General features: G+C 72.5%; 11 protein-coding genes. 6 read left to right on the top strand and 5 right to left on the bottom strand.

Features of this window, described 5'->3' with window-relative positions:
• Positions 1 to 192: 192 nt before the first annotated feature.
• From hutU to B9Y95_RS16965, 5 genes are read left to right on the top strand one after another with little or no spacing between them, the layout of a single operon-like run.
• Positions 193 to 1863, top strand: a complete 1671-nt coding sequence (gene hutU, locus B9Y95_RS16985; protein WP_085513674.1) for a urocanate hydratase — start codon at positions 193 to 195, stop codon at positions 1861 to 1863.
• Complete coding sequence (locus B9Y95_RS16980; RefSeq protein WP_123539757.1) at positions 1860 to 3077, top strand: allantoate amidohydrolase; 1218 nt, start codon at positions 1860 to 1862, stop codon at positions 3075 to 3077. Before hutU ends, B9Y95_RS16980 begins: the two co-directional genes overlap by 4 nt.
• On the top strand, positions 3074 to 4543 hold the full coding sequence (locus B9Y95_RS16975; protein ID WP_234994154.1) for a formimidoylglutamate deiminase: 1470 nt from the start codon (positions 3074 to 3076) through the stop codon (positions 4541 to 4543). The genes B9Y95_RS16980 and B9Y95_RS16975 overlap by 4 nt, the downstream gene beginning before the upstream one ends.
• Positions 4540 to 5736 carry an imidazolonepropionase gene (gene hutI, locus B9Y95_RS16970; RefSeq protein ID WP_085513672.1) on the top strand — a complete coding sequence of 399 codons (1197 nt, stop codon included), beginning with the start codon at positions 4540 to 4542 and terminating at the stop codon, positions 5734 to 5736. The genes B9Y95_RS16975 and hutI overlap by 4 nt, the downstream gene beginning before the upstream one ends.
• A complete protein-coding gene (locus B9Y95_RS16965; protein ID WP_159453441.1) occupies positions 5733 to 6365 on the top strand; it encodes a HutD/Ves family protein in 633 nt (210 codons plus the stop codon). Before hutI ends, B9Y95_RS16965 begins: the two co-directional genes overlap by 4 nt.
• 301 nt (positions 6366 to 6666) lie before the next feature.
• Here B9Y95_RS16965 and B9Y95_RS16960 read toward each other — a convergent pair whose 3' ends face one another.
• The 5 genes from B9Y95_RS16960 to B9Y95_RS16940 form a co-directional block, all read right to left on the bottom strand.
• Positions 6667 to 8241, bottom strand: coding sequence for an ABC transporter substrate-binding protein (locus B9Y95_RS16960; protein ID WP_085513668.1), 1575 nt, complete (start codon positions 8239 to 8241; stop codon positions 6667 to 6669).
• A complete protein-coding gene (locus B9Y95_RS16955; protein ID WP_085513666.1) occupies positions 8238 to 9464 on the bottom strand; it encodes an FAD-dependent oxidoreductase in 1227 nt (408 codons plus the stop codon). Before B9Y95_RS16955 ends, B9Y95_RS16960 begins: the two co-directional genes overlap by 4 nt.
• A complete protein-coding gene (locus B9Y95_RS16950; RefSeq protein WP_085513664.1) occupies positions 9461 to 10789 on the bottom strand; it encodes an NAD(P)/FAD-dependent oxidoreductase in 1329 nt (442 codons plus the stop codon). Before B9Y95_RS16950 ends, B9Y95_RS16955 begins: the two co-directional genes overlap by 4 nt.
• A 234-nt stretch (positions 10790 to 11023) precedes the next feature.
• Positions 11024 to 12364, bottom strand: coding sequence for an NADP-specific glutamate dehydrogenase (gene gdhA / locus B9Y95_RS16945; RefSeq protein WP_085514049.1), 1341 nt, complete (start codon positions 12362 to 12364; stop codon positions 11024 to 11026).
• Between the two features lie 203 nt (positions 12365 to 12567).
• Positions 12568 to 13797, bottom strand: coding sequence for an MFS transporter (locus B9Y95_RS16940; RefSeq protein WP_085514048.1), 1230 nt, complete (start codon positions 13795 to 13797; stop codon positions 12568 to 12570).
• Positions 13798 to 13950: 153 nt separating this feature from the next.
• On the opposite strand from B9Y95_RS16940, the gene B9Y95_RS16935 reads away from it, so the two are divergent.
• On the top strand, positions 13951 to 14619 hold the full coding sequence (locus tag B9Y95_RS16935; RefSeq protein ID WP_085513661.1) for a GntR family transcriptional regulator: 669 nt from the start codon (positions 13951 to 13953) through the stop codon (positions 14617 to 14619).
• Positions 14620 to 14708: the final 89 nt, after the last annotated feature.

The raw sequence follows: 14708 nt of genomic DNA, 5'->3' as shown, positions 1-14708 counted from the left end.
CGTGAGCGCGGGCCTCCGGAGGGGCGCGCTCGCGTGCCTGACCCGCGGTGACGCCGATACGTGGCTGGTGACGTCAGCGCACCGCGCTGGCGGTCGAACGGCGACACCGAAGCACGCGCACTGTCTGGCGGGCCAGACATGCACAGCCCGCTCGCTCTCGCCGTGCGGCCGCCCGAGGAGTGGACTGATCCTATGACCGACATGCCGACCACCACCCGGACCATCCGTGCCGCTCGCGGCACCATCCTCACCGCCAAGAGCTGGCAGACCGAGGGCCCGCTCCGGATGCTCATGAACAACCTCGACCCCGAGGTCGCCGAGCACCCGGAGGACCTCGTCGTCTACGGCGGCACCGGGAAGGCCGCGCGCAACTGGGAGGCGTACGACGCGATCGTCCGCACGCTCGAAGGGCTGGAGGCCGACGAGACCCTGCTCGTACAGTCCGGCAAGCCCGTCGGCGTCTTCCGCACGCACGAGTGGGCACCGCGCGTGCTCATCGCGAACTCCAACCTCGTCGGCGACTGGGCGACGTGGCCCGAGTTCCGCAAGCTCGAGGCCGAAGGTCTCACCATGTACGGACAGATGACCGCCGGCTCGTGGATCTACATCGGCACGCAGGGCATCCTCCAGGGCACCTACGAGACCTTCGCCGCCATCGCCGACAAGCGGTTCGGCGGCACCCTCGCCGGGACGCTGACCCTCACGGGCGGCGCCGGCGGCATGGGCGGGGCACAGCCACTCGCCGTGACGCTCAACGAAGGCGTCGTGCTCATCGTCGACGTCGACCCGAGCCGACTGGAGCGACGGGTCGAGCACCGCTACCTCGACGAGATGACGGACGACCTCGACGACGCCGTCGAACGTGTGCTCGCCGCCAAGGCCGAACGGCGCCCGCTGTCGGTCGGTCTCGTCGGCAACGCCGCGACCGTCTTCCCCGAACTGCTGCGGCGCGGGGTCGCCATCGACATCGTCACCGACCAGACGAGCGCTCACGACCCGCTCGCCTACCTGCCCGAGGACACGGCGCTCGCCGACTGGCAGACCGAGGCGGCGGCCGACCCGGTCGACTTCACGCGCCGCTCACGACTCGCCATGGCGAAGCAGGTGCAGGCGATGGTCGACTTCCAGGACGCCGGCGCCGAGGTCTTCGACTACGGCAACTCCATCCGCGCCGAGGCGAAACTCGGCGGCTGCGAGCGCGCGTTCGACTTCCCCGGCTTCGTCCCGGCGTACATCCGGCCGCTCTTCGCCGAGGGCAAGGGCCCGTTTCGCTGGGCGGCCCTCTCCGGCGACCCGGCGGACATCGCCGCGACAGACCGCGCCATCCTCGAGCTCTTCCCCGAGGACGAGAAGCTGCGCCGTTGGATCACCTCGGCCGGCGAGAAGATCGCCTTCGAGGGGCTGCCCGCCCGCATCTGCTGGCTCGGCTACCAGGAGCGCCACCTCGCCGGCCTGAAGTTCAACGAGATGGTCGCCTCGGGCGAACTGAGCGCACCCGTCGTCATCGGCCGCGACCACCTCGACTCCGGTTCCGTCGCGTCGCCGTACCGGGAGACGGAGGCCATGGCCGACGGCTCCGACGCGATCGCCGACTGGCCGCTGCTCAACGCCCTGCTCAACACGGCGTCCGGCGCGACCTGGGTGTCCATCCACCACGGCGGCGGGGTCGGCATCGGCCGCTCCATCCACGCCGGTCAGGTGATCGTCGCCGACGGGACGCCGCTCGCCGCCGAGAAGATCGCGCGCGTGCTCGTCAACGACCCGGGCACCGGCGTCATGCGTCACGTCGACGCCGGCTACGAGCGGGCGGCCGAGGTCGCCCGCGAACGCGGCCTGCGGGTGCCGATGTGGGAGGGCGAGTGACCGACGGCCTGATCGCCCACGGTCGGCTCGCCGGGCTCGACGAGATCACCGGCGTCGGGGCCGATCCGGCACGCGGCGGGTACTCCCGCCACGTCTGGACGTCGGCCGAGTCCGAGCTGCGCGAGTGGTTCACCGCTCGTGCCACCCGACTCGGGCTCGACGTCGAGACGGACCGGAACGGCAACCTCTGGGCGTGGTGGGGTAGGCCTGGGCCCGACGCGGTCGTCACCGGCAGCCACCTCGACTCCGTCCCGGGCGGCGGCGCCTTCGACGGGCCGCTCGGCGTCGTCTCAGCGCTGGACGCCGTCGCGCGTCTGCAGGCCACCGGGTTCCAGCCGTCGCGTCCCGTCGCCGTCGTGGTGTTCGCCGAGGAGGAGGGGTCCCGGTTCGGGGTCGCCTGCCTCGGATCCCGGCTCCTGTCCGGGGCGATCACCGCGGACGCCGCCCGAGCGCTGACGGACGCCGACGGGGTCACCGCGGCGGAGGCCGCAGCCGCTGCAGGGCTCGCTCCCGAACACCTCGGCCGCGATGACGAGGCGCTCGGCCGCATCGGACTGTTCATCGAGTTGCACGTGGAACAGGGTCGCGGCCTCATCGACCTCGGCTCGCCCACCGCCGTCGCCTCGTCGATCCTCGCCCACGGCCGCTGGCGCCTCCGGGTGAGCGGTCAGGGCAACCACGCCGGCGCGACCGGCATGCGCGAGCGCCGTGATCCCGTGGTCGCCGCAGCTCGCGCCGTCCTCGCGGTCGAGGAGGCCGCCCTCGCGACGGACGACGCCCGCGCCACCGTCGGCCGCCTGCGCATCGTGCCGGGCGGCACCAACGTCATCGCCTCAGAGGTCGACGCCTGGGTGGACGCCCGCGCGGCCACCGACGCCGGCACGCGCGCCCTCGTCGCGGACATCGAGAGCCGGGTGCAGGAAGCCGTCGCCGATTCCGGGTGCGCGGTGGAGCTGATCGAGGAGTCCTGGTCGGGCGTCGTCGAGTTCGACCCAGAGCTCGCCGCACGGCTCGCCGGCACCCTCGGCGGAGTCCCGCTGCTGCCGACGGGCGCAGGCCACGACGCCGGGGTCCTGAGCGGCGCGGTGCCGACCGCGATGGTCTTCGTCCGGAACCCGACCGGTGTCTCACACTCGCGGGAGGAGTTCGCCGAGACGGCCGACTGCATCGCCGGCGTCGAAGCGCTCGAGGCCCTGCTGCGGAGCGTCCTGTGACGGTCGCGAGCGTCGACCCCGGCGCAGCGGACGTGCGGGCTCCCATCTGGGCCGCGACGGCGATCATCGGCGGTCGCCCGACCCACCGCGTGCGCTTCACGGCCGACGACTCCGGACGGATCACCGCCGTCGAGCGGGGCGTCGAGCCGCAGACGGGCGACCGACGTCTCAGAACGGTCATCCCTGGCATGGGGAACGCCCACTCCCACGCGTTCCACCGTCCGCTCCGCGGACGCACCCACGCCGACGGCGGCGACTTCTGGCAGTGGCGCGAGGCGATGTACGCGGCGGCCGCGAGCCTCGACCCGGACCACTACGGCCGGGTCGCCCGCGCCGTGTTCGGCGAGATGCTCGTCTGCGGCTGGACGGCGGTCGGCGAGTTCCACTACGTGCACCACCAGGCCGACGGCACCCCGTACCCGACCGCCCACGCGATGGAATTGGCGGTCGCCGAAGCCGCCGCCGACGTCGGCATCCGGCTCACCCTCCTCGACACGGCCTACCTCGCGAGCGGCCTCGGGTCCGCCGGGGGTCCCGCCGCTCCGCTGCTCACCGAACAGCTCGCGTTCGGCGACGGCGACGCGGCCGGCTGGCTCGCCCGCTGGCATCGACTGCGCGACGCACTGTCCGCCTCGGTCGGCGCCACCGGGCTCGTCACGCTCGGTGCCGCGCTGCACTCCGTGCGCGCCGTGCCCGTCGACGCCATGCGCACGATCCTCTCCGGCCTGCCCGACGACGTCCCGCTGCACGTCCACCTGTCGGAGCAGCCGCAGGAGAACGTCGACACACTCGCGAAGACCGGCAGGACGCCGACGGGCGTGCTCGCCGCGCTCGGTGCGCTCGCCCCACGCATCAGCCTCGTCCATGCGACGCACCTGACCGACGCGGACGTCACGGCGATCGGGCGGTCCGGCGCGACCGTCGTGATGTGCCCGACGACCGAGGCGGACCTCGGCGACGGCATCGGACCGGCCCGCCGCCTCGCGGACGCGGGGGCCCGGATCGCCGTCGGCTCCGACCAGAACGCGGTGGTCGACCCGCTGCTCGAACTGCGTGGCCTCGAAGCCGGGGAACGGCTCGCCTCCGGCAGACGCGGCCGGTTCTCGCCCGCCGAGCTCCTCGAGGCGGGCACCGACAACGGATACCGTTCGCTCGGACTCGGGCCGCACACGCTGGATGTCGGCGACCCGCTCGACCTCGTCGAGGTGTCGACGTCGAGTCTGCGCACCACGGGCATGGACCCGGCACAACTCGCCCTCGTCGCGACCGCGTCCGACGTCGAGCGGGTCGTCGTCGGCGGGCGGCTCGTGGCGGAGGGAGGTCGGCTGCTCGCGACGTCACGGGAGTCGACACCGGAACAGCTTCTCGCGGTGGCCCTCGCCGAGCTGGCAGCATCGACGGAGACGCCCCGGACAGCCACCTCGTCCCCGACACCTGATCACCCCTCGCAGGAGATGCAGCCATGACCAGCGAACTCATCACCGGCATCGCCGAGCTCACGACCAACGCGGGGTCCGGGCCGGGCGACGTCGACGGCAACCGGATCGCCGATGCGGCGCTCGTCATCGAGGACGGCCGGATCGCGTGGCTCGGCGCGGCGGTCGATGCGCCCGACGCCGACGCGCGGACCGACGTGGGCGGGCGCGCCGTGCTCCCGGGTTGGGTCGACACGCACACCCACCTCGTGTTCGCGGGCGACCGCTCGGCGGAGTTCGAGGCGCGCATCGCCGGCGGCCGGTACGCGGCGGGCGGGATCGCGACGACCGTGGCGGCCACCCGGGCGGCTTCCGAGGAGCAGCTCGTCGCGGGTGCGCGGCGGTTGCGGGCGGAGGCACTCGCGCAGGGGACGACGTTCCTCGAGGCGAAGACGGGCTACGCGCTCGACGTGGAGGGCGAGGCGCGATCCGCTCGGGCGGCGGCCGAGGTCGCCGACGTCGTCACCTTCCTCGGGGCCCATCTCGTGCCGGCCGGTGTCGACCGCCGCGACTACCTCGACCTCGTGACCGGGCCGATGCTCGCGGCGGTGGCTCCGTTCGCGTCGTACATCGACGCGTTCTGCGAGGTCGGGGCCTTCGACGTCGAGGAGTCGCGGGAGGTGCTGCTCGCCGGTCGCGCCGCGGGCTTGGGTGTCCGGGTGCACGGGAACCAGCTCGGCGAGAGCGGCGGGGTGCGCCTCGCGGTCGAGCTGGAGGCCGCGAGCGTCGACCACTGCAATCACCTCTCGGACGCCGACGTCGACCTCCTGGCGGGTTCGTCGACGGTCGCGACCCTGCTCCCGGCCTGTGATCTGTCGACGCGTGAACCGTTCCCGCCGGCGCGCGCGCTCATCGACGCCGGTGCTTCGATCGCCCTCGCCACCAACTGCAACCCAGGCACCTCGTACACGACGTCGATGGCGTACTGCGTGGCGACCGCCGTGCTGCAGATGCGGCTGACGATCGCCGAGGCGGTGTGGGCGGCGACGCGGGGGGCCGCGGTGGCGGTCGGTCGCGAGCACGGTGCCGACGCCGTCGGATCGCTCCGTGTGGGCGGTCTCGCGGATCTGCAGGTACTCGACGCGCCCTCGATCTCGCACCTCGCCTACCGGCCGGGTGTGCCGTTGGCGGTCGGCGTCCGGCAGCGCGGCGAGCGCGTCACGGCAGGGACGACGCAGTGGTGAGCGACGCGGTGGAGGGTCGTGCGCTCGTGCTGCTGCCGGCCGACCGGCATCGGAGCTACCGCTGGCGGAACGGGCTGGGGGCCGCGACGGAGATCGCCGTCGAGCCCGTCGGGCCCCGGACCGATGGTGGAAGCGCTGATGGTGAGGGTGACGCGCCGGCCGCTCCGGGGTGGACGCTGAGCATCGCGACGGTCGAGTCGGACGTCGCCTTCTCGTCGTTTCCGGGCGTCGACCGTCAGCTGATGGCGTTGTCGGCGGGCGGACTCGGACTCGTGATCGACGGCGAGCCGGTCGAGTTGGACCGGTGGCAGGTCGCCGCCTTCGACGGGGCCTCGGCGGTGTCGTCGCGGGGCGTGGTCGGGCCGACGCTCGATCTCAACCTGATGGTGTCGCGGGAGCGGTTCCGTGGATCGCTCGAGGTCGGCGTCGTCGACGGGTCGAGGCTGGTGACGACGGCGCCGGGAGCCACCACGTTCGTCGTGTTCCTCGACGGGCTGCTGTCGGCGGAGGGGCCAGGTCTGGACCTTGGTGCGCTCCAGCAGCACGACACCCTCCGACTCGAGGCCGGCACCCTGTCCCTGACCGGTGACGCCACGATCGCGCTCGCGCAGGTCCTCCCCCGTCGGTGATGGGCGCCAGCGCGGTGCGCTGACGCGAGCGCGCCCCACAGCCGCGAGCGCGGGCCTCCGGAGGGGCGCGCCCACGTCACAGACCCGCACTCACGCCGATTCGACAGGTCTCGCGTCAGCGCACCGCGCTGACCTGAGACCTCCCCACCGGGTGCCGGCGCGGTGCGCCCACGTGAATGACGCACACCCGGCGTGAGCGCTCCCCGCGCGCGCGAGCGCGGGCCTCCGGAGGGGCGCGCTCACGTCACAGACCCGCGCTCACGTCAGCGCACCGCGCTGGCACACACCCCAGCGGCGCCGGCTACTTCGTTCGGTCGAGGACCGAGAAGCGGAAGGTGTACGTGGCGTCGAGCGTGTCCTCGAGGCCCGTCACGTTCTTCTGGGCGAGCACCGTCTCGGTGCCCTGGAGCAGCGGGATGATCGGAGCCGCAGTCGCGGTCAGCGCCTGGATCTGCTCGATCGCCGCGATGCGCGCCGCCGGATCGGTCGCCGTCGCCTCGGTGTCGATGAGCGCGTCGACGGCCGGGTCCGAGTATCCGTTGGCGACGGACGCCCCGGTCGTCGAGTACGCCGAACGCAGGAAGTTGTCGGGGTCCGGGTAGTCCGGGAAGAACCCGAGCTGGTACGCCGGGTAACCCGACTCCGGGTTCAGCTCCTTCACGTAGCTCGTCCACTCCGTCGACTGCAGGTCGACGGAGAACAGACCGGACTCCTCCAGCTGCGACTTGATGAGCGCGTACTCCTGGTCGGAGTCGGGGCCGTAGTGGTCGCTCGTGTACTGGATCGGCAGGGCGACCGGAGTGCTGACACCGGCGGCCGCGAGGATCGCCGCGGCCTTCGCCGGGTCAGGCGCGTCACCGAACGCGGTCTGGAACGCGGGCGTCGCACCCGTCTGACCGTCGAGCACGACCGAGTACGCCGGCGCGTAGGTGCCCTTGTAGACCTGGTCGGCGATCTCCTCGCGATCGACGAGCGACGCGACCGCCTGCCGGATCGCGAGCTTCTGCGCGTCGTTCGCGCCCGGCTGGGTGTTCAGGTTGAACGTGAGGAACCGCACCGAACCGCCCGGCCCCTCCACGACCTGCAGGTCGGAATCGCTCCCGAGGTCGGCGACGTCCGTCGCGGTCAGCGAGCGGTAGGCGATGTCGACGTCGCCCTTCTCCAGGTCGAGCCGCAGGTTCGACGCCGTCGTGTACGGCTTGAGCACGACGTGCTGCGTCTTCGCGCGGGTCCCGGAGTAGCGCGAGTTCGCCTCGAGGGACAGCAGCCCGCCCGCCTGGTAGCTGTCGACCTCGTAAGGACCGGAGCCGATCACGTCGTCGTCGCTCAGCAGCTCGTCCGCCGGGAACACCTCCTCGTCGACGATCGGCCCGGCCATGCTCGTGAGCACGTAGGGCCAGGTCTGGTCGTTCGGAACCGTGAGGTGGAAGACCACCTGGTTGCCCTCACCCTCCTCGACGCTGTCGAGGTTCGCGAGCAGCGGCGACGGGCCGTTGTCGGCGGCGATCTCACGGACACGGGTGAAGGAGTAGACGACGTCCTCGGCCGTGAGCGCGTGGCCGTTGGAGAAGGTCAGCCCCTCCTTGACCGTGCAGACGTAGGTGGTCTCGTCGGTGAAGTCGCACGATTCCGCCGCGTCGGGGGCGGGGACGACGTCGCCCTCGTCGTAACTGAGGAGGTGCTGGTAGATCTGGTTCTGCGGCGTGAAGGAGCCGCGATCCCAGGCACCAGCCGGGTCGAGCGAGACGATCTGATCGGTGGTGCCGATGACGAGCGCGGTGGTCGTGGTGGTGCCGCCCTGGGCCGTGCAACCGGCGAGGGCGACGACGACACCGAGGCCGATGGCGACCGTGGCGAATCTGGCGGATCGGTTCATGGAGCGGTTCCTTCGGGTGACTGCGGAAGTGCTGATGCTGATGGCGCGACGGGTACCGCGTGTGCGGCGAGCGCGAACCTCGGGTGCGGTTCGGCTCCGTCGACGAGATCGGCGATGAGGCGTCCCAGCACCGGGCCGAACTTGAACCCGTGACCGGAGAATCCCGTCGTGACGATGATGCTGTCGATCCGGTCGATCACGAAATCCTCGCTGGGGCTCAGATCGTAGAGGCAGCTGATGGTATGGGGTGCGGACGCGTCGACGCCGGGCACCCATTCGGCGACGTAGGCGGTGAGCCGCGCGAGTTCCACGGGTTCGGCGAGGCCGTCGCGTTCGTCGGGGTGGACGTGGACGGCACCGCCGTGCAGCCCGACCTTGACCCCCTCGCCCGGCGTCAGCAGGCCGTACACGCTCGACCCCTCGGCGGGGTAGTGGACGAAACTCGGCCAGGCGTCGGCGGCCAGCTCGCTCGGAAAGTGGGCAGGCTGGACCTGCGTCACGACGATCTCGGGCAGCGGGCGACCGACGCTGCGAGCGAGGGCGCCGACGAGGTCGGGCGTCCAGGAGCCGGCCGCGACGACCACGTGGTCCGCGACGACGTCGCCCAGCTCGGTGCGGACGACGGCGCCGGCGACACCCGCGGTCGGCTGAGTCGGATGAGTCGGTTCGACACCCGCCACCCGCACGCCGAAGCGCAGGGTCGCTCCGGCCACCTCGGCGAGGTCGAGCAGGGCCTCGATCGCCTCGGCGGAGTACAGCCGCCCGCCGGTCGCGTGGTGCAGGACCTCGCGGTCGAACCGCAGTCCGGGCCAGCGGTCGCTCGCCTGCTCCGGGGTGAGGCGCTCCGACGCGATCCCGCCCCGGGTCATCGCCGCCTCGATCGCCGCGAGCATCTCGGGTCGGCCGTGGTCGAGCGCACCGGTGAGATCGAGCAGCGTCCGCCCGCTCGCCGATTCGAGCGCCCGCCAGGCTGCGAGTGCCTCCGAGGTCAGGGCGACGTAGTCGTCGGCGTCGTAACCCTGACGGAAGATGCGGGTCGCGCCGTGGGAGGAGCCGTGCTCATGACCGCGCGGGTACCGCTCGAGGAGCAGCACGTCCCGGCCCTGCTCGGCCAGGGAGCGCGCAGCCGCCGCGCCGACGATCCCGGCACCGATGACCACGACCTCGGCGCGAGCCGGCAGCGCGGGCTGCGTCGCGTGCACTGCCGGACCCGGCGCGGTCATCGGCCCGACTCCGCAGGCAGGCCCGACTCCGCAGGCAGGCCCGACTCCGCAGGCAGGCCCGACTCCGTCGTCACGCGCGTCGCTGCGGCAGCGCGCGCGTCGACCGCCCGACGAGCCGGCATCGCGGCGGCCACGGCGGCCTCGTCGGCGAACGGACGGGACGGGAATCGACCGGGCGCGTACCGCGACGCGTCGACGAAGGGGCTCTCACCCGTGACCATCAGTTCGGCGAGCATCCGGCCGAGTCCGGGGCCGTGCGTGACGCCGGACTCGTTGTCTCCGGCCACGACGTACAGCCCGTCGAGCTCCGGGACGGGTCCCGCGATGAAGCGGCGGTCCGCGGTGTACGACACGATCCCCTGCACGGCTTCGGCGTCGTCGACGACGGGCGCGGCGGCCGGGATGAGCTCGGAGACGATCGGCGACAGGTGCTCCCGCATCGCCTCGACGAGGTCGGGGCGGTCCGGACGACGGTCCGCCGGGCTGTCGTGCACCGCGAGCGTCTCGTAGCCGACGCCGTTGCCGTAGGTGAGACCACCGAGGTGTTCCCGGATCCACAGTCCGTCGAGTTCCGGGATCATGAGGGTCGGCACCTCGCCGAGGCCGAACGGGGCGGTGGTCAGGCGGCTCGCGATCACCCGCGCGAACGGCAGCACGCGGTCCGTGGCGGCGAGGAGGTCGTTCGTCCAGGACCCGGCGGCGAGGACGACCTCGTCGCCGAGGACGCGCTCGCCGGCCGCGGTCAGCACGCCGACGGCTCGGCCACCGTCGGCGAGGAAGTCGACGACGGGCGTGTGCTCGACGATCTCGACGCCCTCGGCCCGGGCGAGCGCCGCGAGCGCGAGTCCGGCGTCGGGCGCGCTGATCTGGATGCCGCCCGGATGGATGAACGCCCCGACGATGGCTTCGGGGTCGAGACCGGGAACGAGCTCAGCGGTCTCGACGGCGGTGAGCAGCCGGGCGTCCTCGGGACGGAGCGGGTGCTCGGCGAACGGCAGCAGGTGGTCGAGCACGGCCTGCTCGGTGAGGGCGAGCCACACGTTGCCCGTGTTCCGCAGCCCGATGTCGTATCCGGCCGCGTCGAGCCCGCGGTAGAAGTCGAGGCCCGCCTGCTCGAGGGCGAGTTCCGACTCGTCCCAGTACCAGGCGTAGCCCGCCGCCCAGAGGCCGACGAAGCCCGCTCCCGCCGCGGTCGTCGCCCCGGCGGCGGTGCCCGACTCGAGCACCGTCACCCGGCGCCCGGCGCGGGCGAGGTGGACGGCGGTCGTCAGGCCGAAGAGGCCGGCACCGACGATGACGGTGGTTGCGGGGCGTGGGTCGGTCACCCTTCGAGGCTAGTCACTCACCGCCCAGGAGCCGACCATCCCGCCACATTCCGACACCCGCCGCCGGCTCACCGCTGCCTCCTTCCCCAACTCAGGAGCGGACCGGCGTGTCGTCGGGCGGGTGCGGCGCGTCGGACGTTTCAGAGCACGACACGCCCCGACGCTCCTGAGTTGGGACGACCGGATCGAGCGAGGTGCGTTGGTGAGAGCGGCAGTCGGATCGCCTGACGAGGGCTAGATGACGCCCTGGGCGAGCATCGCGTCCGCGACCTTCACGAACGCGGCGGTGTTCGCCCCGACGACGTAGTCGCCCGGCCGACCGTAGCGTTCGGCGGCTTCGTAGGCGGCGCGGTGCACGCCGTGCATGATGCCGCGGAGTTTCACCTCGCTGTCGCCGAAGGACCACCGCTGCCGGGCCGCGTTCTGGCTCATCTCGAGCGCCGAGGTCGCCACGCCACCGGCGTTCGCCGCCTTCCCCGGGCCGAAGAGCACGCCGGCCTGCTGGAACACCCGCACGGCCTCGGGCGTCGACGGCATGTTCGCGCCCTCCGCGACCGCGATGACGCCGTGCTTCACGAGGGCGATCGCGTCGCGTTCGTGCAGCTCGTTCTGCGTCGCACTCGGCAGCGCGATCTCCCCCGGGACGTCCCAGACGCTGCCGCCGGCGACGAAGTGGGCTCCCTGACGGCGGGCGGCGTACTCGGAGATCCGGCCGCGCTCGACCTCCTTGATCTGCTTGAGGAGCTCGAGGTCGATGCCGGCGTCGTCGACCACGTATCCGGAGGAGTCCGACGCGGTGACGGCGGTACCACCGAGCTGGTGGACCTTCTCGATCGCGTACGTCGCGACGTTCCCGGAGCCCGACACGATGACGCGCTTGCCCTCGACCCCGCGGCCGTCGACGGCGAGCATCTCGTCCACGAAGAACACCGTCCCGTACCCGGTCGCCTCGGTGCGCACCTCGGCGCCGCCCCAGCCGACGCCCTTGCCGGTGAACATGCCCGACTCGTGACGGTTGGTGATCTTCCGGTACTGGCCGAAGAGGAAGCCGATCTCGCGCGCGCCGACGCCGATGTCGCCGGCCGGGACGTCGGTGTGCTCGCCGAGGTGCCGGTAGAGCTCGTTCATGAAGCTCTGGCAGAAGCGCATGATCTCGGCGTCCGATCGCCCGTGCGGGTCGAAGTCGCTGCCGCCCTTCGCACCGCCGATGCCCTGCGCGGTGAGGGCGTTCTTGAAGATCTGCTCGAACCCGAGGAACTTCACGATCGACAGGTTCACGCTCGGGTGGAAGCGCAACCCGCCCTTGTACGGGCCGAGGGCCGAGTTGAACTGGACGCGGAATCCTCGGTTCACCTGCACCCGGTTGCGGTCGTCGGTCCACGGCACGCGGAACACGACCTGCCGCTCGGGTTCGACGAGACGTTCGAGGATGCCCGCCTCGAGGTACTCGGGGTGTTCGTCGAGCGCCGGGCGGATGGACTCGAGGACTTCGAGGAGCGCCTGGTGGAACTCGGGTTCGCCCGCGTTGCGCCGCAGGGCGGCCTCCGCGACGGCGTGGACGGGGTCGGTGGACATGGTGGTGCCGGTCACTGTGGTGCTTTCTGATCGGCCGACCAGGCGTCTCCGGCTGTCGCTCGACGGTGGTCGGAGGCAGTGGAGCGCGACTCGCCGGCGGGGAGGTACACGGGCCGTCGTGGGGCCTCGGCAAGCCTGGCAGCCGCGATAGATATCCGTCAAACGTCGACTAGACGAGCCGACCGAACCGGTGGGACGACGACCTAGAGGTGGTCGTGCTCCGCGGCCTCGCTCGGGATGATCGGGATCGCGAGGGCCGGGAGCACCGCGACAGCGAGGAAGGCGAGCGGATAGCCGACCAGCCCGATGAGCGCACCGACCGCCGGGCCGACGACCGACGCGGCGATGAACTGGCCGGTGTTCTGCGCACCCAGCGCCCGCCCGGCCCAGGCGGGGCCGGCCATCTCCGCGACCGAGGTGAAGGCGAGCCCGTTGTCGGCGACCGTCACGGCACTGGCGACGACGAGCGCGACGGCGACCGCCACCGGCCACTGCAGCAGCCCGACACCGGCGAGGAACAGCATGACGACGACCGCCGACACCGCCACCCAGCGCAGCGGTCGCACCCGGCTGCCGACCCGGTCGCTCAACACCCCGACGCCGATCCGACCGATCGCTCCGACGAACTGCGCGACACCGACGAGCACGCCCGCCGCGAGCGCGTTCCAGCCCTGATCGGTGACGAGCCACACCAGAGCGAAGGTCGTGAGCGTGAACTGCGGCACCACGAGCAGGATCGACACGGCGTGGATGCGCCAGAGGAAGCCGTCGCCTCGGTAGGGGTTGCGGGGTCGCCCGGCCACGGGGTTCGGCGTCGTCTCCGTCGGGACCGGCTTCGGCACGACGGTCCGTGGCGGATTCCGGAGTCCGATGGTGCAGGCCACGGCGAGGACACCCGTCGCGACGAGCGAGATCACGAGGGCGGCGGAGATGCCCGACGCCGCCGCCACGGACGGCACCGTCACCGCGGCCGCCGTGACGCCGAGGGGCTGCGACATCTGACGGATCCCCATCGCGAGGCCGCGGCGGTCCTTCGGGAACCAGCCGACGACGATCCGGCCGCTCGCCGAGTTCGTACTCGCGGAGGCGGCGCCACCGAGGAGGAGCAGGATGCCGAGCGGACCGTAGCCGAGCGAGGGGATGAGGCCGTCCGCGGCGATCGCCCCGCCAGCGGCCAGCGCGGTGAGGGCGAGGCCGCCGGCGATGACGATGCGCTCGCCGACGCGGTCGGCCAGCCAGCCCCAGGCGATGAGCGTCAGCACCATGCCGAGCGTGGGGGCGGCGGCCAGGACGCCGGCCTCGGCGAGCGACATGCCCCGCTCGGCGTGCAGCAGTGGGATGAGGAACGCCGGGGTGCTGACGAAGAGCGTGCCGGCGGTCTGCGCGGCGACGCCGAGCCCGAGGACGGTCCAGGCCCGACCGGCGTTCGGCATCGGTGGACGCGCCCCGCGCGCGGTCGCCGGAGCCATAGGGGCTGGTGTCGATCCGGTCATCGTGCCGCTTCCTGCGCTGGGCTTCTCCCACTGCTAGCATGACGGTACACCATTTTGGTATACCAAGCGCCACCGGCCGGATCGGGATCACGCATGAGCACTCCGACGCAGACCACGCAGCTCTACGAGCGCCTTCGCGGGGCGATCCTGACCCTCGACCTCGCGCCCGGGCAACCGCTCACCGAGCGGGGTCTCGAGCAACGGTTCGCGGCGTCACGGACGCCCGTGCGCGCCGCGCTCACCCGACTCGAGGCCGAGGGGCTGGCGCGTCGCGACGGCCGCGGCTGGATCGTCGCACCCATCGACCTCGAGGAGATCGGGCTCATCGCCGAGGTCCGTGAGGCGCTCGAGACCGCTGGCGTCCGGCTCGCCGCCGAGCGTGCGACCGAAGCACAGCTCGCCGCGATCCGCACCCTCCTCGACGAGCCGAGGGCCGACGACGAGCACACCGTGCTCCGCGTCGGCGGCGACTTCCACGAGGAGCTCGCGGCGCTGTCCGCGAACCACCTGCTCGCCGAAGGGGTGCACGGCGCGATGGTCCGACTCGCCCGCACCCGCTGGCTCGAGGTGCGGACGCCCGAGGCCCGAGAGCAGGCCGCCACCGAGCACCGCGCCATCCTCGACGCGGTCGCGGCGCGCGACCCCGAGCGCGCGGCGGACCTCGTCGCGCGCCACATCCGCGGCACGAACGAGCGGCTCATCGCATCGCTCACCGCCGACCAGCGTCGCCTCCGCGGTCACGGTGTCGACATCGTCAGCTGAACCGCGGCGACACCTCGTCGGCGCTCGCAACTCCTGCACCCGGCCGCGAATCCCGCCGACACGCCGTCCCCGAGCTCGGACCCGGACCG

Source organism: Plantibacter flavus (genome assembly GCF_900177615.1).
Classification (GTDB): domain Bacteria; phylum Actinomycetota; class Actinomycetes; order Actinomycetales; family Microbacteriaceae; genus Plantibacter; species Plantibacter flavus.
Note: the sequence above shows the minus strand (reverse complement) of the source record. Positions and strands in the feature narration are given on the sequence as shown.